The following is an 18463-nucleotide window of genomic DNA, read 5'->3' as shown; positions in this document are numbered from 1 at the left end:
TCAGTGCCCCCGCGACCCGGCGACGCGGCGCGACACGAAGGGTTCGGGTTTGGCCGCCGCCGGACCCGGATCGTCGTCGGCGCTGTCCTGCGCGGGCAGATCATGCAGAGAGGCGACCAGCATCTCAAGCTTGCGCGCCGCATCCTCCGCCCGGCTGGTCAGCTGCCCGAGAGAGGAGGCACTTTCAGCGGCGGAGGCCTGCGCGGCCTCCATCGTCCTTGTCAGATCGTCGACCTGCGCGGACAGCACCGCAACAGCGCCGCCGACACCGTTTTCCAGATCGTTGAACCGGGTCAGTCGACGTGCCAGCACAAAGCAGTAGAAAGCGGCGCCCAAGGCTCCGGCCACCAGGAATATATCGGCAATCATGTCCATCTCCGCCCCTCAGTTCATCACGAATTCCATGACCAGCAGGTCGTTTACATTGCCCGGGCCCGCGACCACCTGAACGCGGCGCAGCATCTGCGACCGCAGGCGGACAAGGGCCGAAGGATCTTCGAGGTCCGCAATTTCCACCGCGCGGAGGTAGGAATTGAGCACATCGACAACCCTGGGCTGGACGGTTTCGACCGCGCCCTGCCGGGATTTCGGCACTTCGAGCTGGGCGCGGAACCGCAGATGCCGGGCGTCAGAGGACCGTCCGAGGCTGATGGTCATCGGTTCGATCGGCACGTAGCTGACGTCGGGCATGTCGGTTTCTTCCGGCTCCGCCTCTGCCATGTCTTCGGACGCGGGGCTGCCGAAGAGCAAACCGGAATAGATCGCGAAGAAACTGCCGCCGCCGCCGACAAGCGCCACCACGAGGCCGATCACAAGCGGCAGCCTGGAGGCCTTCTTCGGGGGCGATTCGTCTTCGGTTTCAGGCTCTGACATGCGGGAATCCGTCCTTTCGTTCCTTCGTGACATTAGCCGGGAGGGACTAACCGACTGTTAAGCCGTAGCGGGGTAGAAGGAGGTCACCGGGCGACAGGACGTCGCCCTGTCAGGAGGCAGGATTGACCCAGCTTATCGACATCTGGACCGGGATGACTCCGGCCCGTCGCGCGGTTGCGGTGCTTTCGGTGATCGCGACGGTCGTCACGCTCGCCGCGCTGACCCGCATGGTGACGCAGCCGGGGCTGGCGCTGCTTTATTCCGGGCTCGAAGACGGGCAGGCGGGTGACGTCGTCAGGGCGCTGGAACAGCGCGGCGCGGATTTCGACGTGCGCGGCGGCGCGATCTATGTCAGCCGGGCGCGGCGCGACGAACTGCGGATGACCCTGGCGAGCGAGGGGCTGCCGCGGAACACGACTCAGGGGTACGAACTGCTCGATTCGCTGAGCGGCTTCGGAATGACCTCGCAGATGTTCGACGCCGCCTACTGGCGCGCGAAGGAGGGTGAGCTGGCGCGCACAATCGCCGCCAGCCCTCAGATCCAGAGCGCGCGGGTGCATATCGCGAACGCGGGCTCCAACCCGTTCCAGCGCGACCTGAAACCGACGGCCTCCGTGTCTGTCGGCGGGTCGGGCAGCCTCACCGCCGGGCAGGTACGGGCGCTGAAATTTCTGGTCGCCTCTGCCGTTGCCGGCCTGCGGCCGGAGGATGTTGCGGTGATCGACGGCGCGGGGGAACTGCTGGCGGGCGATCCCGACCCTGCCCCGGACACGGCAGGTGCGGACCGCGCGGACCGGCTGCGCGACAAGGTGCAGCGCCTGCTGGAGGCGCGGGTCGGCTATGGCAATGCCGTGGTCGAGATCAGCCTGGATACGGAGACCGACAGCGAATCCATCCGCGAACGCCGGTTCGATCCCGACAGCCGCGTCGCCATATCGACAGAGACGGAGACGCGTAGCGGGACGTCGAGCAATGGCTCCGGGGAGGTCACGGTGGCCTCCAACCTGCCGGATTCCGAGACGGGCGGCGGCGGCTCCAGTTCCCAGTCGAGCGAAAATCGCGAACGGGTGAATTACGAAGTCTCGGAAACCGAACGGGAAATCCTGCGCGTGCCCGGCGCGGTCAAGCGGATGACGGTGGCGATCCTCATCAACGGGCAGCAGGTGACGCAGGAGGATGGCACGACTGAATTCACCCCCCGCACGGAGGAGGAGATCGCGACGCTGCGCGATCTCGTCCAGTCCGCCGTGGGGTTCGACGAGGACCGGGGCGATGTCATCACCATCAAGTCGATGCTGTTCGAGGAGATCGTGCCGGAGGGGACGCAGGTCAGCGACGGCTGGCTGCAGGATTTCGCGCCCGACCCGGTGTCGATCGCGCAGATTGCGCTGCTGGCGGTGGTGGCGCTGATCCTCGGCCTGTTCGTCATCCGGCCGGTGCTGCGCGCCCCGCCCGCCGGTCTGTCCTCCCTGCCCGCCCCGGCCACCGGCGCTGCCGCGCCGGAGCCGGAGGGTGAGGCATTGACCGGGGAGATCGCGGATGACGATTTCGCCCTGCCCGACCTGCCGATCATTTCCGACTTCGACACCGGCGGGCTGCCGGGCTTCGACGGGACGGACTCCGGTGACGATCCGGTCGCGCGGCTGCAGTCGCTTATCACCGAACGGCGGGATGAGGCGGTGGAGATCCTCCGCGGCTGGCTCGAGGATCGCGAGGAGCCGGCGCAATGAGCATTTCTCACCTTCTCGAGGATTTCGGGCAGCCGCCGGCATCACCGGTGACCCCGCAGGCGATGACCGAGGAGTCGCTGGAAACGCTGCGGCTGGAGGCGTTCGAGAATGGGTACAAAGCCGGGTGGGACGACTCCCTCAAGGCGCAGGACGGGGAGGCGACGCGGATCCGGGACGACTTTGCCCGCAACCTTCAGGACCTGTCCTTCACCTATCACGAGGCGCATTCGCACGTCATGCAGTCGGTGACCGGGCTGCTGGAGGATATCGTCGCGCTGGTTCTGCCAGAGGCGATGCGACAGACGCTCGGCCCGCGCGTGGTCGAACAGTTGACGGAAATGGCGGGCACCGCCGGGGCGCAGGAGGTCGAGATCGTGAGCGCGCCCGCCGACCTGCCGCTGATCCGGTCGTTCCTTGAGGCGGATGCCGGTTTCCCGGTCACCGCCACGGCCGACGACACGCTGGCGGAGGGTCAGGTGTTCCTGCGCATGTCCGGGCAGGAACGGCAGATCGACCTCGACCCCGTCATCGCCGGCATCCGCGAGGCGGTGGAGACCCAGTTGCAAGAAACCGAAAGGAGCGTCCGCCATGGATAACCCCTCCGCCGACAAGAGCCATCCCTTCTCCTCCATCCCGATCGAGATCACGGTGTCTGTCGGCAAGGCGCATCCGCTGATCCAGGACCTGCTGTCGATGGAGCACAACGCCGTCCTGCCGCTGGACCGGCGGGTCGAAGATCCGGTGGAGCTGTTCGTCGGCGACCGCCTGATCGCGCGCGGCGAGCTTGAGGAAATGGAGGGCGCGCAGGCCGGCCAGCTGGCGGTTCGGCTGACCGAGGTGACGGAGCTCAGGGACGACCTGTGAGCCGCGCCTGCGTCCGCCTTGCCCTCGGGCTGTGCCTGATCCTTGCCGCCGGGACCGCGGGGGCGCAGGAGATGACCATCGACCTTGGCGAGGGCGGATCGCTGACGGCGCGGTCCATCCAGCTGATCGTGCTGATCACCGTGCTGAGCATCGCGCCCGGCCTGGCGATCATGGTGACCTGCTTTCCGTTCCTCGTGACGGTGCTGTCGATCCTGCGCACGGCCATCGGGCTGCAGCAGTCCCCGCCAAACATGCTGATCGTGTCGCTGGCGCTGTTCCTGACCTATTTCATCATGGAGCCGGTCTTCCAGGCGGCCTGGGTGGCGGGCGTGGAGCCGATGATCGACGGCACCCTCCCGCTGGAGGAGGCCGCGCGGGCCGCCATCGCGCCATTCCGCGTCTTCATGTCCGGCCGGGTGGACCCGGATACGCTGGCAACCATGGCGGCGCTGCGCCCGCCCGGCGACGGTACCGTGACCCAGGAAGTGCCGCTTTCCGTGCTGGTGCCCAGCTTCATGCTGTCGGAGATCGCGCGGGCCTTCCAGATCGGATTCCTCGTCTACCTGCCGTTCCTCATCATCGACCTGGTGGCCGCGGCGGTGCTGATGTCCATGGGCATGATGATGGTGCCGCCCGCCGTGATCTCCCTCCCGTTCAAGCTGGCGTTCTTCGTGATCGCGGACGGGTGGTCCCTGATCGCGGGGAGCCTGGTGCGAAGCTATTCCTGACGCGGGCTTATCGCGGGTCAGATACAGGGCAACGGCAGTGGCGGGAGAGGCCGGTCGGGGAATTGTTGCGTGAAGGGGTTGGTTCAGGGCCGCTGTGGACCGCAGCGGGGAAAAGGCGGGCGACTGCTGTGCCAGGGCGGACACGACGGCAGACCGGTGTCCGGGATGGGGCTGTGGTGAGGGGGTCATCGGGCGGTTTCCATTGTTCTTGCCGCAACCGGCATGCGGTGGATCGACTGATGCGGCGAGACGGGGTGCTCATCGGTGGCGGTCTGATCGGGTACCGGGCCGACGCGGTGGTGTCCGGCGCATGATGAGACCCGGCGGGAGGAGAGCGCGGGATTGGTCCGGGCCCGCAGTGCGGGGGGCCGATACCGCAAGGCGGCGCGGCCAATCCGGTCACTTAAAGTGGGCCGACCAAGCAAAGCGTTAACGGGGACAGCGCCGGGCACCGGCGATGCCGGTTTCCTGGTGGACCCTGCGCCTTCGGTCCGCAACGCGGGGCATTGCTGTGGACGGCACCGCAACCGGCACCGGTACCCGGCGCGTCAGCTCATCCCGCAGATGCCTGTGGCGGTCGTGCCCGTCGCCATGATCCGCGTTGCGCGAACCGGGAAGGCGATGCCGGCGGCGACGAAGATGTCGGCGGTGTCTCCTCCGGCGGTCACGACCCGCACGGTTCCGGACTGGGCGACGTTGATCGCGCGGGTCGTACGGGTCAGGTCTGCGCCATCGTCGGGCGTGATCGGTTCAAGCCGCAGGGCCGGGCTGTGCAGGCTGGCGGCATGGCGGGCAAAGGAATCGTCGGGCATGGTGGTCTCTCCGGCTGGCGGCGGGGGCCGCGTCTGATGCAACGGAGGGGACCCTAGGCGGAATTGGTTAATCAAATCTGCCAGCACCGCGCGGTGCCCTACCGGTCCAGCCAGATGGCTGCCAGGGCCCCGGCGATGAAACCGCCCAGGTGGGTCTGCCAGGCGAGATGCCCGGCCAGCACAAGCCACATCACGAGGTTCAGCGCGACGAGATAGGCAAGCACCTTCAGCACCGGGCCGAGACCGAGGCGATCCGCCCTCCGGTCGAGCGTTGCCCAGGCGATGATGGCCCCGGCGAGGCCGAAGAGCGCACCTGAGGCACCGACCATCGGCGTCAGGGTCCCGGCGAGCAGGCCGAAGCCGATGCCTCCGCCCAGAGCCGAGATCGCGTAGATGGCGAGGAAACGGCGCTGCCCGACACGGGCGATCACACCGTTGCCGAGCGACCAGAGCGTAATCATGTTCATCGCGAGGTGGGACAGGCCGCCGTGCAGGAAGGCGTGAGTGACGAACATCAGCGCGGGCTGACCGGGGTAGTTCGCGGGCCAGTCGCGAAGCAGGCCGGGCCAGAAGGCACCGTAGTCGTAGGCTTCGCGCCGCAGCAGGCCGGGCCGTGACCCGATCAACCCGAAGTCATCGGCGGAAAGCGCCAGTTCCAGCGCCGTGCAGGCCGCGATCAGGACGACAAGCGTCAGGGCCAGCCGCCCGTCTTCGGGGAATTCTTCCGGCGCGGCGCGGCGGCGTAGTTGGGTCACGAAGCTGTCCCGCTTTCCTTTGTGGCCTCGGGCGAACCGGACGCGGCCGGATCCGCAGGATCAGGGCCGGTAGGAGAATTCCCGTTGCAGGCCGACATAGACCGAATTGGATGACCGTCGCGCCTGGCCGGTCCGGTCGATGTTGCGATACCTGTAGCCTGCGGTCAGTTCCCAGTCGGCCGTGAGGTCGCGGGTCAGGCCGAGTTCCAGGTCGAGCCGGCGGTAGTCGGTGACGGCGGCGGACTGGGAGTCGTAGTCGTAGTAGGAGGCTTCGGTGGACCACGAGGTCGTTTCGGTCAGATCCCCCGATGCCTTCAGCGATACGACGGAGACGATGGATTCGCTGCCGGCGTCCGAGGTCAGCTGCTGGCGGACGGTGGCGCCGAACTTCGCGCGGCGGGTGTCGTAGGTCCAGTCGAGCCCGAACAGCGGCGACAGGTCGCTGGTATCGGATTTGCCAGCCCCGATCTGGACGCCGACGCTGCCGCGGGGGAGCTTCAGCTCCCGGCGGAGGAAGGCGTTGTACTGCCGGCCCGAGGTCTGCACGGAGGTCGAGACGGAACCGGAGATCGTCCCGTTGGGACGCGCCATGTTGAAACCGAGGTTTGCCGCGACACCCTTGCGTTCGCGCAGCGCCCGGATCCCCGGGGCGACGGTGGTGCGGATGTCGAGATCGGTGTGCTGGATGCTGGCGTTCCAGGTCAGGGCTTCGCCTGCCTGCAGCCGGGCAGATACCCCGAAGTAGTGGTTTTCCGAGGTGTATTCCTGGGCATTGTCCCGCTCTGACCGGCTGAGGCCGGCGAAGGGGGTGATGACGGCGACGGGCGTGACGCGAACCGGCACGCTGAGCGACAGGCTCTGCGATGTCCGGTCGACCCCGCCGACAGCGTTGTTGTCGTACTCGATGTCCTGCCGGGAACCTCTGAGGATCAGGCCAACCGTGCTTTCCTGCCCGATCGCGAGGGTGAATTCGTTCTGCCAGCGCGCGACGTCACCACCGTTGACGATCAGGTCTTCCCCGGTGAGGTCGTCGACCTCGGTCCGGTTGGACGTACGGTTGCGGCGATAGTTCGAGATGAATTCGAATTCGCTGTCACCGATCTCGCGCCGGTAGGTCAGGCCGAAGTTGCGGCTTTCGATGCGGCCTTCGGTCCCGTTATTCCCCAGGCGGCCGGCGTCGTAGTCGATGCCGCCGCGCAGGCTGAAGCGGTCCGTGCGGGTGCGGGTGGTGAAGTTCAGGTCAAGCCCTGTGCGGGCGTAGACCGATGTCGGCTGATTCCCGGCGGTCAGGCCAAGGTTGTCATCGGCGATCAGACGTTCCGAAAAGCGCAGCGTGAGCTTCGAACCGAAGTCGTTGTCGGTCTGCTGCGCATGCACGCCACCCTGGGTCAGAAGACCCAGTGTCACCACCCCTGCCAGGCCGATGCGGCCTGCGCGTTTTCCTGCCCCCCCGGACGTCATCGGACCGCGTACCCCGTCACTCGAACAGGCGGCGTTCGGGGATCAGGATGACATCGCCTTCGCTCAGGTAGACGTTCCCGGTCAGCGCGGCACCGTCAGAGATGGCACGGTAGTTGATCTTGTAGACATATTCCTTGCCGGACTGCGGGTCGCGGCGGCGCAGCTGCACCCGCTTGGTCGCCGCGAAGGGCGACAGGCCGCCGGCCTGGGACAGGGCCTGCAGGATCGTCGTGCCCGGCTTGACCTCGATCAGGCCCGGCTTGTCGACTTCGCCGAGCATGTAGATCGCGATGGTCTCTTCCTCTTCCTCGGCCATGTCGCCGCCGAGACGTTCGGGAATGTTCGTCACCGCGACGTAGACGGAGGGCGGGCTGGCGAAGGCGCTGGCCATCTGAGTGGAGAGCGCGCGTTCCACCTGGGAGGTCGTCCGGCCGCTGGCCTGGACGGCGCCCGCATAGGGGAAACTGATCTTCCCGCCCGGCAGAACCAGAACGCTGCGGTTCAGGCTGCTGTCTTCGGCGACCTCGACCCGGAGCGTGTCGCCCTCGCGGATCGCGTAGTTGCCGGACTGCGCCACGGCGGACCCGGCGGTCAGCATCGCGGCGAGGAAAACGAAGAGTCGGATCATGGAACTGCCCCTTGACTGGTCTCCCGACGTCGTCGGACGGGAATTTTGTTTCTTATGGAACCGGCCGCTGCCGAAAAGCAAAGGAAATTTACCCGTTTTCACCGGTTCGGACGTCCCGCGTCGCCAGCCGGCAACAGTTCGCGCTGTTGCCGGCCGGGATGTCGCAGCGGCTGCCTTACTGGCCGGTCTCGAGCCCGGAGAGGGCCTTTTCCGCCTTCGCCTTGGCATCCATCGCCGCGGCATGGCCGATCTGTTCCGCCTGTTCGACGCTGCGGGTCAGGGTCGCGCGGGCGTCGTCGGTGCGGCCAAGGGCGGCGTAGGTCATGCCGAGGTGGTAGGTGACCAGCGGTTCGTTCTCCAGCGCGGCGGCGGCGGCTTCGAGATGCGGAAGCGCCTCTTCATAGTCGCCGCGGCGGTAGGCGATCCAGCCATAGGTGTCGCGGAATGCGGGCAGTTCGGCGTTGCGCAGGCGGCGGGACATCTGCCAGGCCCGGTCGAGGCTTTCCTCGTCCTCGCGCGCCGTGGACAGCAGGCTGGCGAGGTTGTTCGCCAGGATCGACCGTCCGGTGTCGCGGGAGTAGAGCTTTTCGTAGATCGCGATCGCGCCTTCGGCATCGCCCTCGCGTTCCAGGTTGCCCGCGTGCATCCAGAGCAGGTCCGGACCCTCGGGGATGTCCTTGAGCGCGGCGTCGAGCGCCTCCTGCGCCTCCTCCGGGCGCTTGTCGAGGGACAGGGCGCGGATGAGTTCGAGACGCAGGCGTTCGTTCTGCGGGTTGGCGGCGACGAGGGCGCGGTAATCCTCGATACCGCCCGCGACATCGCCGGACTGGACCTTGAGCGCGGCGTTCAGGAACTGCAGCGTCTGGTTGTCCGGATCCTCGCCCATGAGGTCGTCGAGGTAGGTCCGCGCTTCCTCTGTCTTGCCGGTGGCGACCTGGGCGCGCAGCTGCGCGACCTTGTCCCCGAGAGAGGCGTCGGACGCGCCGGCGCGTTCCTGCAGGAAGGCGAGCGCGTCATCGTTCCGGCGCTGTCCGCCGAGCATGCCGAGGTGCAGGCGGTCCGCTTGTTCCAGAGCCGGGGGCGTACCGATGCGGCGCAGGGTCTGTTCCACCTGCGCGGTGCGCGGCCAGTCCTCCTGCCGGAGGTAGATTTCGCCAAGCGGCACCAGCAGTTCAAGGCGATCCGGGGTCAGGCGCAGGGCATCGATCAGAACGTCCTCCGCCGGCAGGAGCTTGCCGTCCGCGACAAGGAACTGCACGTAGCGCAGAACGTTCGGGATCGCGTGACCGGACCCCGAGACCGCGCGCGACAGCATGTCCCCGGCGAGCTGCCGGTCACCGCTGCGCAGATGCGCCTGGGCCATCAGGGTCAGCGTGTTGGCATCGTCCGGCGCGGTGTCGAGCGCGCGGCGCAGCAGGGCGAGCGCCTCGTCCATCTTGTCCTCGGCGGTCAGCCAGGCCGACTTCATCTGAAGGGCACCGATCTGGGAGGGATCCTCGGCCAGCACGGTTTCGACCTCGCGTCGCGCGGCAACGGAATTGCCGGTCTGGGCGAGCAGCTGCGCAAGCAGGACACGGGCTTCGTTCACCGTCTTGGCCTGCGGGCGTTCGTCGTCCGAAAGATCCTCTTCGGCCATTTTTGCCTTGGCGGTTTCGAGCAGCCCCTGAAGGTCGTCGATGGCCTGCTGCGGGTTGCCCTGCTGTGCGACCAGCGCGGCGCGGAGAGACCGGTAGCGCGTGGCATCCGGGACCTCTGCGATCAGACGGTCGAGTTCCTTCATCGCGGCCTCGGGTCCGCCGGTGGCGGCGAGGAACTGGATGACGGCCTGACGTTCCTCTTCCGCGCGGCCCTCTGCGGGCACGCGGCTGCGCAGGAACTCTTCAGCCTTCGCCACGTCCTTGCGGGACATGTAGTAGCGGATCAGCAGCTGTTCGGAGGCGTCGTCTTCGGGGAAGCGTTCGATCATCTCGCGCAGCGCGGCTTCGAGATCGTCCTGGCGTCCGGTCTGGTTCAGCAGCTGGAGCCGCAGCCGGTAGCTTTGTATGTCGTCGGGTCGGGCGGCGATCAGCTGGTTGATTTCGGTCAGCGCGTCTTCGAATTCGCCGTCGCGGACCATGCCGTCGAGCATGATCTGACGCAGGACGATGCTGTCGGGCAGCGCGGAGTCGCGGAGCGCGCGGGCCTCCTGCACGATCTCGCGGCTGGCAGAAAGGTCATCGTGGGATTCGCGGTATTGCAGGGCCAGCTGCGCGGCCTTGGTGCGCGGATTTTCGGGGTCGAGTTCGACGGCGCGCGGGACGTAATTTTCGGCGGTTTCCCAGTCCTGAAGCTCCATCGCGCGGTCGATCAGGTCCAGTGTCGGGCCGGCCTGGTCCGGCGACATTTCGGCCAGGCGGCGGCGCAGACCGAAGGCCTGGGGGCGGTTGCCCTGCGCTTCGAGCGCGTCGGCATAGGCGACGAGTGTCTCGCGGTGCGTGGGGACCAGTTGCAGAGCGTTGCGGAATTCAACGTATGCGCGGGCGTTGTCGCCCTTTTCCAGCAGCTCCATTCCGCTTTCGAAATGCGACTGCGCCTGTTCTTCCGGGCTGTCACATCCGGCAAGACCGAGAACGAGGACCAGTCCACATACTAGCAATCTGAGGTTCATCAAAATATCCGTTGGTTGGCAAACAGGGTCCCGCAAAGGGGTCCGGCGGAGAGTACCCGATTATCCCGCCCTGTCCAAATCACGAAGGATTTTTTCCGAGGCCGCGAAACAATCCCGGGGAAAGGGCGGGCTTGTCTGCCCTGCGCGGCGGATGGCGCACGCGGTGAAACGCAGAACGCCGCACCCTGGGGCGCGGCGTTCGGTTTCGTCCGGTTTCCGTTCAGGCGGTCAGCAGCCGGTGCCGCGCAGGACCACGCCAACGGTGCGGAACATGATGTTCAGGTCGGTGCCAAGCGTCAGTTCCTTGTCGTAGCTGGCGTCATAGGCCGCGCGCGAGGCGAATTCGCTTTCGTTCCGCTCGGACACCTGCCAGCTGCCGGTAATGCCGGGACGCAGGTTGTAGTAGGCGGTGCCGGGGTAGAGCGACCGCTGCGAGCACATCATCGGACGCGGGCCGACGAGGCTCATGTCGCCCATGAACACGTTCCAGAGCTGCGGCAGTTCGTCCAGCGAGGTCTTGCGGAGCAGACGGCCGGTGCGGGTGATCCGGGGATCCTTGCGCAGCTTCTGGGTCGAATCCCATTCGGCGCGGGCCTCGGGATTTTCCTCGAGGTAGCGGGTCAGGCGCGCTTCGGCGTCGATGACCATGGTGCGCAGCTTGAGAATCGCGAAGACGCGACCGTTCCGGCCGATCCGGCGCTGGCGGTAGAAGGGGGACCCTCCGTCACGCATCACCATAAGACCCATCACGGCGATCAGCGGAACGGCAACCGGCGCAAGCAGCAGCACGGCGACAATATCCAGCAGACGCTTGAAGGTCCGGCGGTAGGAGAGGAGGGATATGGTTTCGGGGGACTGACGGTAGCGGGTCTTGGTGTCAATCGGTTCGCTTATCATACTCAACGCGCCATACTCCGTGCATCGGGGTGAGGGGGGCAGCTCAAAATGTCTTCGTCCAACTTCGTTCGCCTCTAATACTATGCTGCTGGTGCAGCATGCCAAGTCAAAAACACGAAGCGGCCCGACTTTCGCCGCAATCGAATCACAGTCTTTTTGCTCGATTTCCCGGGTTTTTCCCGGCTACCCGACGCGCAACATGCGCATCTTTTTCTTTTAATTCAAAGTGTTACAATTCTCGTTTCAATATCCTCGCCGCAGCGCGGTAGGACCGGCGGGTCCTTGCCTAATGATACAAAACTATGCGCCCGAGCAAAATCCCTTCTTCGTTAACGGTATCAAAACCGGGTAAAGCACTACGATTGTTTCACATTCCAACATTGTCCGAATCGCCACCCCTGCCCCCGCGTCACCGCCGCCGCACCGCGGTATCTGCCGGACGGTCGCTGCGGCGCGGGATTTTCTGCGAGTGCGAAACCGGCTGTCAAAATACTGATATGACAGCACTTCAGGAATTCCTTGCGCGAAACGATGTTGCAGTGCAGCATCCACGCAACGGTCGCGTCGGCAGCGGTACACCCGGAGTATTTCTGTGGAGCGGCCTCCGCTTTTGTTGCATCTGTGCCCGAGACTGCGCACATTATGTTTTCAAGACGTAAGCGCCCGGAAGCGGGCGACATTCGAGGTACTGTTTTGTCGACTGCCGGGCTATATGCCAGCGCCTTCAATATGAAGGAACGCCCCTTCACCCTGCTTCCCGATCCGGATTTCCTGTTCTGGACCCCGGCGCATCGCAGGGCCTTTTCCGTTCTGGAATACGGAATCCTGTCGCGGGCGCCGATCACCCTGGTGACGGGAGAGGTCGGGGCGGGCAAGACGACCCTGTTGCAGGCCCTGCTGCGCGGGATGGAGGACGGCGTGACCGTCGGGCTCATCTCCAACGCGCAGGGCGGACGCGGTGAACTGCTGAGATGGGCACTGAACGCGCTTGGCGTCAGCCACGACGGCGCGATGGACTATGTCGGCCTGTTCCAGAAGATGCAGGACTACCTGCTGGCGGAATATGCCGCCGGTCGCCATGTCGTTCTTGTCATCGACGAGGCGCAGAACCTGTCGCGCGAGGCGCTGGAAGAACTGCGCATGCTGACCAACGTTAATTCCAACAAGGACGAACTGCTGCAGCTCATCCTGATCGGCCAGCCCGAGCTGCGCACCATGATCGAGCGGCCGGAGCTGCGTCAGTTCGCGCAGCGCGTCGCGGCCAGCTATCACCTGACTCCGATGGACCGGAAGACGGTTGCCGGGTATATCCGGCATCGTCTGGTCCATGCCGGGGGAACAGGTGAGGAGTTCAGCGCCAAGGCGATCTCCATCGTCGCGGAGATGTCGGGCGGCGTGCCCCGGCTGGTCAACAAGATGTGCGACCTCTGCATGATCTACGCGGCGTCCGACGACCGCACCAAGATCGGTGTCGGGATTGTGCGCAACGTCCTGAAAGACAACCTGTTCGTCACCACCCGTGACGAACCCGAAGATACGCCCGCCGGAACCGGCGACGAGAAGACGCTGCCGCCCTCGCCGGATCAGCTTCGCTTCATCCACACCGGGTCCGAGCCCGAAGAAGAGATCAAGAAGAGGTTCTGGAAATGAACTCCGACGTCCGCTTTTACGTCAGCCTGATGCTGAAGCGCCTGCCCCTGATGCTGAGCCTTGCCATCGCGGGCATGGCCATCGGCATCTGGGTCGCGCTGAGCCTGCCGCCGGTGTACACCTCCAGCTCCAAGCTGCTGGTCGAACAGCCGCAGATTCCGGACGATCTGGCCAGCTCCACGGTGCAGACCGGTCTTGGCGAACAGCTTGGCGTGATCCGGCAGAAGCTGCTGACGCGCGCCAACCTGCTGAACATCGCGCGGCGCTACAACGTGTTCGAGAACATGTCAGAGATGACCCCGGACGAGATCGTGTCGGGCATGACCAGCCAGACCGTGTTCAACACCTCTACCGGGCGGGACCAGGCGACGACGATGTACATCGCGTTCAACGCCCGGTCTCCCAGGATCGCGACCGACGTGACCAATGCCTATGTCACCTCGATCCTTGACGAAAACGTCCGCCTGCGGACGAGCATCGCGGAAGAGACGCTGAACTTCTTCAAGCAGGAGGTGCAGAAGCTCGGCACCCAGCTTGACGACCGTGGCGCCCGCATCATCGATTTCCAGAACCAGAACCTGAACGCCCTGCCCGAGGGACAGACCTATCGCCAGTCCCGGCTGAATATCCTTCAGGAACGGCTGTCCCAGTTGCGGCGGGACATCGACTCCAATGATGCGCAGCGCCAGAACCTGATCGCGCTTTACGAGGCGACCGGCCGGGTCGAGGACAGCTCGAACGCCGCGTCCAATCCGGTGGAACGGCAGCTGGCGCAGGCGCGGGCCGACCTGGCCTCCGCGCAGCTGGTCTACAGTGACAACAACCCGCAGATCAGACTGCTACAGAAACGTGTCGACCAGATCGAAGCGGCGCTGATCGGCGCGCAGGCTCAGGCGGAGGAGGAAGCGGAAGCGACCGACGACGGCGGGCTGACCGCCCTGCCCGAACCCGGTGCGCGGCAGCTGACCGACAGCCCGACGCTGAACGCGCAGCTGGTGGAGCTCGACACCCGCCGGAAGTTCATGGAAGCCCAGATCCCGCAGATCGAGGACGAGATGGTGACGCTGGAAGAGGCGATCCAGGCAACGCCCGCCAACGCGGTCCGGCTCGAAGCGCTGAAGCGCGAATACGAGAACACGCAGGAACAGTACCGCAACGCGATCAAGCGGCTGAACGCCGCGGAAACCGGTGAGCGGATCGAACTGTCCTCACGCGGGCAGCGGATCAGCGTGATCGAACAGCCGACCGAGCCGTCCCAGCCGACCAGCCCGAACCGCAAACTGATCGCGGCCGCCGGTGGCACCGTTGGTCTGGCCGCCGGTATCGGTCTGATCTTCCTGCTGGAATTCATGAACGGGTCGATCCGTCGCCCGTCCGAACTGACCCGGGCGCTTGGCATCACGCCGCTGGCGACGATCCCCTACATGCCGAACCAGCGCGACACGGCACGCCGCCTGAGCGTGGGTCTCGTCACCATCGCGGTGGTCGGGATTCTCTGCGTGGGGGCGCTTTATGTGGTCGACCAGAGATACCTGCCGCTGGAGACCGTCTGGGCGCGGGTCCAGGTACGGCTTGGAATCTGACCGGAAACAAGACGGCCCGCAGGCTGCACTGTATTGAGGACCTGACTGATGGAAAAACTTCAAGCCGCGATCGAAAAGGCCCGGCAGCAGCGCTCGACGCAGGCGCCGGCGGTTCCGGCCGGGGTCGACGGGTCCGAACAGGACGTGGCCGCCGCCCGCGAGGCGCTTTGGCAGGCGATCGCTCCGCTGGAGCAGGACCGGAAGGACCGCCTTGAATCCCGCCGGGTCGTGTCGCTGGACGGGGGACGCAAGTCTTCGTCCTTCGACATGCTGCGGACGCGGATCAAGCAGATGATGGATGCGAACGGCTGGAAACGGCTTGTCGTGACCTCTCCGGACGCGGGCTGCGGCAAGACCACCGTCGCCGCCAACCTCGCGCTGAGCTTTGGCCGGCAGGTCGATCTGAATACGATCCTGATGGATCTCGACATGCGGCGCCCGTCGCTGAAGACGCTGCTCCAGCGTCCCGGCGCCAACGGGCCGGAGTTCGGCGCCGATGCGGTGCTGACGGGTCAGGTCGATTTCGCGGACCAGGCACGGCGGATCGGCAACAACGTCGCAATTTCCCTGAACGTCGGGCCGGTGAACAACTCTTCCGAACTGCTGCAGAGCCCTCGCTCGGCCAAGACGCTGGACGAGATCGAGGCCGTCTACGGTCCGTCCCTGATGATCTTCGACATGCCGCCGCTGCTGCAGAGCGACGATACCTCGGGTTTCCTCAACAAGACGGACTGCGCGCTGATCGTGGCGGAGGCCGGTGCCTCGACCGTCGAACAGATCGACCGGTCGGAGCGGATGCTGTCCGAACAGACGAACGTGTTGGGCGTGGTGCTGAACAAGACGCGCTTCAAGAGCGACGTGTATGCCAGCTACGACTACTATTCCAAATAGGCCCGGCACCTTCCGGACAAACAAAAACCCCGCATCTTCCGATGCGGGGCTTTTTCATTCGTAAGTCCCGAAGGCCTCAGGCGGCCTGCTTGTCCGACTGCTTGCGGCGGCGCAGAACGGCCATGCCGCCCACGGCGCCAACCAGCATCAGGCCGGTGGCCGGCAGCGGAACCGGCGGCGTGTAGGCGTCCAGCGTGACGGTGGCGCTGGAAACGACCTTGACCACGTTGTCGCTGGTGTAGCTGGTGAAGTCGCCGAAATCGACAGAGAAGGTCGCGCCACCGGCCACGGTGGTCACGATGCTGTCCCAGGAAATGCCGGCAGCGGTCAGGGTCAGGCCCATGAAGCTGAGCGTGGCAACCTTGGCTTCACCGGAGCCGCCGACCGTTGCGGACGGGGAGGAGAAGACCAGCGACACGGTGACGTCGGTCGTGCCTTCGCCAACGAAGTCCCAGATCGCGAAGTCGAAGGATTCGCTTTCGCCCACGTTCAGCGAGAAGCTGTAATCGGTCGGGATGAAGAGAGATGCCGTCAGGACGCTGGTGTCCGCGACGGTGATGGAAGAGGCGCTGGTGTCGATCGCGAAATCGACCGTCGACGCCTGCGCAGCAACACTGGTCAGGCCGATGGAGGCGACAGTGGCGAGCGCGCGGAGGGGCAACACGTTCATTCTGAAAGGTTCCTGCGTTCAAGTGAGGGGTCACATTACTGACCAGAATATACCATTTTGCTGCGGATGCGAGAACGAATGATCAAGATTCTGAAGAATTTCCGTTACGTGACCTTGTGTTGTTGAAAAAAACAGCGGTTCGCCGTGTGGTCCATGGTGTGACCGCAATGCAAGGTTGAGAGCCGCCGGGGCGCGCAATGCGATCTTGCCGCAATTAAGTTCCTGATATTGTGCGTATTTTCAAGATAAACAGGGTTCGCAAGCTTTCCGCCCGCCAGTTCGCTCAGTGGACAGTGGCGCGAATCACACAGCGTCCGCCTTCCGGCCCCGATTCCCCTCCGCCCTGCCGATCGCGCCGACATCGAGGCGCTCCGGACGCCAGGACCGGCCAAGCGCTGCCACATAAAGGACAAATTCGTGGAACAGTCCGGACCGATTTGCCGGATCGTTCACAAGGACGTGGCCCGGATCGCGGAAAGCTTGCACGATGCGGGTGCGGCGTGAAACAGTGTCGCGGTACATTTCCACGTCTGCTGCTGGCAGTCCCTTTTGCGACGGAACATTCATATGGCCACATATCACTATTCCGATCCGCCGCGCCGCGCGGGATTCCTCGACCTTCTCAATCCGGGCCTCTACTGGCTGATCCTCGCGACCGTTGCGGCGGTGGCGTTCTTCTGGGAAGGCATCGAAACCCTGCTGTCCGCCTGGGAAGCGCCCGAATACAGCCACGGGCCGCTGATCCCGGTGCTGTCGGCACTTCTGTTCCTGCGCCAGCTGAAGGAAGAGGACATCCACACCGGACCGGTGAACACCATCCCCGGGCTCGCCCTGATGGTCATCGCGATCTTCTTCGGTGCGATCGGAAAGTTCTCGGGCATCGAAGACGTGGTGGCCTATGCGCTGATCCTCTGGGTCGGGGCGATCCTGCTGATTTCCTTCGGGTGGTCGCAGGGCAAGCGGTTCTGGCCGCCGGTGCTGCACCTTGTTTACATGCTGCCGCTGCCGGGGGTGCTCTACTTCAAGATGTCGACCTTCCTGCAGGCGATTTCGTCCGAACTGGGCGTCTGGTTCCTGCAGCTGATGAGCGTGCCGGTCTTCCTCGAGGGCAACATCATCGACCTCGGGGTCTACAAGCTGCACGTGGCCGAGGCCTGTTCCGGCCTGCGCTACCTCTTCCCGATCCTGTCGTTCAGCTACATCTTCGCCGTGCTCTACAAGGGGCCGATGTGGCACAAGGCGGTGCTGCTGATTTCGGCCGCGCCGATCACCGTGCTGATGAACTCTGTCCGGATCGCGATTGCAGGATGGATCGTGGACCGTTGGGGCCTTGAGCATGTCGAGGGCTTTTCGCATTTCTTCGAAGGCTGGGTGATCTTCATGGCCTGCGTCGGTCTGCTGTTCCTGCTGGCCTGGCTGATGCTGCTGTTCAACCCGCGCAAGATGTCCCTGACCGAGGCGCTGGATCTCGACACCACCGATCTCGGCAAGCAGCTGGCGCGGATCCGCCTGGTGGAGAATTCCCGCGGCATGATCCTGGGCGCTGTCCTGATGGTCGGCGCGGCGGGGGCCTGGTACGTGCGCCCGGCGCCGCAGATTTCCATTCCGGTTCGCGAGAGCTTTGCCACCTTCCCGACCCGCATGGGCGACTGGCAGCAGGCGGGGGGGCGTCAGATCCTCGAACCCAAGGTCGCCAAGACGCTTGGCGCGGACGATTACCACCAGGTCACCTTCGTCAATCCGCTTGAAAAGAACCCGGTCACCTCGCGCGTGGAATTCTTCTCGGCCTGGTACGACGACCAGACGAAGGGCGGCACCCATTCGCCCGAGATCTGCCTGCCCGGCGCGGGCTGGGAAATCGCCTGGCTGGAACGGGTCGACATCGCGCCCGAGATCGGCCTGAGCGAACCGTTCAACCTGAACCGCGCGGTCATCCAGAAGGGCGAATACCGGATGGTGGCCTATTACTGGTTCGAACAGCACGGGCGACACATCGCCTGGGACTTCGCCGCGAAGTTCTGGCTGCTGTGGGACGGGTTCACGATCGGGCGCACCGACGGCGCGCTGGTGCGGCTGATCACGCCGATCAACCAGGGCGAGACGGAGAAGCAGGCCGAAGACCGGCTGAAAGCCATGCTTCTGGAAACGCTGGACGTGATGCCGCGGTATATTCCGGGCCAGTGACCCGCTTCGGGGAAGTTGTGACGGGCCGGGCCGGGTGAGACGGCCCGGCCCGGCCTTTGTCACCGACCATCGACGTCGAAATTAATCAAA

Annotated in this window: 17 protein-coding genes; 8 read left to right on the top strand and 9 right to left on the bottom strand. The window is 65.2% G+C overall.

The genetic code is table 11. The features are described from left to right. Positions 1–375: a hypothetical protein gene (locus IEV87_RS19110; protein ID WP_188479408.1), complete on the bottom strand. Its 375-nt coding sequence runs from the start codon at positions 373–375 to the stop codon at positions 1–3. A 9-nt stretch (positions 376–384) separates the two neighbouring features. After that, a complete protein-coding gene (locus IEV87_RS19105; protein WP_188479407.1) occupies positions 385–873 on the bottom strand; it encodes a flagellar basal body-associated FliL family protein in 489 nt (162 codons plus the stop codon). A 122-nt stretch (positions 874–995) separates the two neighbouring features. Here IEV87_RS19105 and fliF point away from each other — a divergent pair, with 122 nt between their 5' ends. The 4 genes from fliF to fliP are packed head-to-tail and all read left to right on the top strand — an operon-like array spanning position 996 to position 4195. Next, a complete protein-coding gene (gene fliF / locus IEV87_RS19100) occupies positions 996–2603 on the top strand; it encodes a flagellar basal-body MS-ring/collar protein FliF (protein ID WP_188479406.1) in 1608 nt (535 codons plus the stop codon). Next, a complete protein-coding gene (locus IEV87_RS19095; RefSeq protein WP_188479405.1) occupies positions 2600–3199 on the top strand; it encodes an ABC transporter ATP-binding protein in 600 nt (199 codons plus the stop codon). The genes fliF and IEV87_RS19095 overlap by 4 nt, the downstream gene beginning before the upstream one ends. Continuing rightward, positions 3192–3467, top strand: coding sequence for a FliM/FliN family flagellar motor switch protein (locus IEV87_RS19090; protein ID WP_188479404.1), 276 nt, complete (start codon positions 3192–3194; stop codon positions 3465–3467). Before IEV87_RS19095 ends, IEV87_RS19090 begins: the two co-directional genes overlap by 8 nt. After that, positions 3464–4195, top strand: coding sequence for a flagellar type III secretion system pore protein FliP (fliP, locus tag IEV87_RS19085; RefSeq protein ID WP_373284068.1), 732 nt, complete (start codon positions 3464–3466; stop codon positions 4193–4195). Before IEV87_RS19090 ends, fliP begins: the two co-directional genes overlap by 4 nt. Positions 4196–4743: 548 nt before the next feature. Here fliP and IEV87_RS19080 read toward each other — a convergent pair. The 6 genes from IEV87_RS19080 to IEV87_RS19055 all read right to left on the bottom strand — a co-directional run bounded on the left by IEV87_RS19080 (position 4744) and on the right by IEV87_RS19055 (position 11395). After that, positions 4744–5007, bottom strand: coding sequence for a spike base protein, RCAP_Rcc01079 family (locus tag IEV87_RS19080; protein ID WP_188479403.1), 264 nt, complete (start codon positions 5005–5007; stop codon positions 4744–4746). 98 nt (positions 5008–5105) lie between these two features. After that, entirely contained in the window at positions 5106–5762 is a 657-nt protein-coding gene (locus IEV87_RS19075) for a rhomboid family intramembrane serine protease (RefSeq protein ID WP_229737701.1), read from the bottom strand. A gap of 60 nt (positions 5763–5822) precedes the next feature. Further along, entirely contained in the window at positions 5823–7169 is a 1347-nt protein-coding gene (locus IEV87_RS19070; protein WP_188479402.1) for a hypothetical protein, read from the bottom strand. Between the two features lie 70 nt (positions 7170–7239). After that, positions 7240–7851 carry a polysaccharide biosynthesis/export family protein gene (locus tag IEV87_RS19065; protein ID WP_188479401.1) on the bottom strand — a complete coding sequence of 204 codons (612 nt, stop codon included), beginning with the start codon at positions 7849–7851 and terminating at the stop codon, positions 7240–7242. Between the two features lie 175 nt (positions 7852–8026). Further along, positions 8027–10498 carry a tetratricopeptide repeat protein gene (locus IEV87_RS19060; RefSeq protein ID WP_188479400.1) on the bottom strand — a complete coding sequence of 824 codons (2472 nt, stop codon included), beginning with the start codon at positions 10496–10498 and terminating at the stop codon, positions 8027–8029. 228 nt (positions 10499–10726) lie between these two features. Beyond that, positions 10727–11395 (bottom strand): sugar transferase, encoded by a 669-nt coding sequence (locus IEV87_RS19055; RefSeq protein WP_188479522.1) that lies wholly within the window; start codon positions 11393–11395, stop codon positions 10727–10729. Positions 11396–12124: 729 nt separating this feature from the next. Here IEV87_RS19055 and IEV87_RS19050 point away from each other — a divergent pair. Genes IEV87_RS19050 through IEV87_RS19040 form a run of 3 tightly spaced genes read left to right on the top strand, consistent with a single transcriptional unit; the run spans position 12125 to position 15519 of the window. After that, positions 12125–13045: an ExeA family protein gene (locus tag IEV87_RS19050; protein ID WP_229737700.1), complete on the top strand. Its 921-nt coding sequence runs from the start codon at positions 12125–12127 to the stop codon at positions 13043–13045. Then, entirely contained in the window at positions 13042–14628 is a 1587-nt protein-coding gene (locus IEV87_RS19045; protein ID WP_188479398.1) for a GumC family protein, read from the top strand. Before IEV87_RS19050 ends, IEV87_RS19045 begins: the two co-directional genes overlap by 4 nt. A gap of 48 nt (positions 14629–14676) precedes the next feature. Next, complete coding sequence (locus IEV87_RS19040) at positions 14677–15519, top strand: CpsD/CapB family tyrosine-protein kinase (protein ID WP_188479397.1); 843 nt, start codon at positions 14677–14679, stop codon at positions 15517–15519. A gap of 76 nt (positions 15520–15595) precedes the next feature. On the opposite strand, the gene IEV87_RS19035 is transcribed toward IEV87_RS19040, so the two are convergent. Beyond that, positions 15596–16189, bottom strand: a complete 594-nt coding sequence (locus IEV87_RS19035) for a VPLPA-CTERM sorting domain-containing protein (protein WP_188479396.1) — start codon at positions 16187–16189, stop codon at positions 15596–15598. A gap of 567 nt (positions 16190–16756) precedes the next feature. Between IEV87_RS19035 and xrtD the strand changes: the two genes are divergently transcribed. Beyond that, positions 16757–18373, top strand: a complete 1617-nt coding sequence (xrtD, locus tag IEV87_RS19030) for a VPLPA-CTERM-specific exosortase XrtD (RefSeq protein ID WP_188479395.1) — start codon at positions 16757–16759, stop codon at positions 18371–18373. Positions 18374–18463 lie beyond the last annotated feature (90 nt).

This window comes from Primorskyibacter flagellatus (genome assembly GCF_014638275.1).
GTDB lineage: Bacteria > Pseudomonadota > Alphaproteobacteria > Rhodobacterales > Rhodobacteraceae > Pseudooceanicola > Pseudooceanicola flagellatus_A.
Note: the sequence above shows the minus strand (reverse complement) of the source record. Positions and strands in the feature narration are given on the sequence as shown.

Coding starts and splice junctions, on each gene's coding strand:
- IEV87_RS19040 (WP_188479397.1), top strand. CDS start 14,677: ATGGAAAAACTTCAAGCCGCGATCGAAAAGGCCCGGCAGCAGCGCTCG.
- IEV87_RS19050 (WP_229737700.1), top strand. CDS start 12,125: ATGAAGGAACGCCCCTTCACCCTGCTTCCCGATCCGGATTTCCTGTTC.
- xrtD (WP_188479395.1), top strand. CDS start 16,757: ATGGCCACATATCACTATTCCGATCCGCCGCGCCGCGCGGGATTCCTC.
- IEV87_RS19060 (WP_188479400.1), bottom strand. CDS start 10,498: ATGAACCTCAGATTGCTAGTATGTGGACTGGTCCTCGTTCTCGGTCTT.
- IEV87_RS19045 (WP_188479398.1), top strand. CDS start 13,042: ATGAACTCCGACGTCCGCTTTTACGTCAGCCTGATGCTGAAGCGCCTG.
- IEV87_RS19105 (WP_188479407.1), bottom strand. CDS start 873: ATGTCAGAGCCTGAAACCGAAGACGAATCGCCCCCGAAGAAGGCCTCC.
- IEV87_RS19110 (WP_188479408.1), bottom strand. CDS start 375: ATGGACATGATTGCCGATATATTCCTGGTGGCCGGAGCCTTGGGCGCC.
- IEV87_RS19090 (WP_188479404.1), top strand. CDS start 3,192: ATGGATAACCCCTCCGCCGACAAGAGCCATCCCTTCTCCTCCATCCCG.
- IEV87_RS19080 (WP_188479403.1), bottom strand. CDS start 5,007: ATGCCCGACGATTCCTTTGCCCGCCATGCCGCCAGCCTGCACAGCCCG.
- IEV87_RS19055 (WP_188479522.1), bottom strand. CDS start 11,395: ATGATAAGCGAACCGATTGACACCAAGACCCGCTACCGTCAGTCCCCC.
- IEV87_RS19065 (WP_188479401.1), bottom strand. CDS start 7,851: ATGATCCGACTCTTCGTTTTCCTCGCCGCGATGCTGACCGCCGGGTCC.
- IEV87_RS19095 (WP_188479405.1), top strand. CDS start 2,600: ATGAGCATTTCTCACCTTCTCGAGGATTTCGGGCAGCCGCCGGCATCA.
- IEV87_RS19035 (WP_188479396.1), bottom strand. CDS start 16,189: ATGAACGTGTTGCCCCTCCGCGCGCTCGCCACTGTCGCCTCCATCGGC.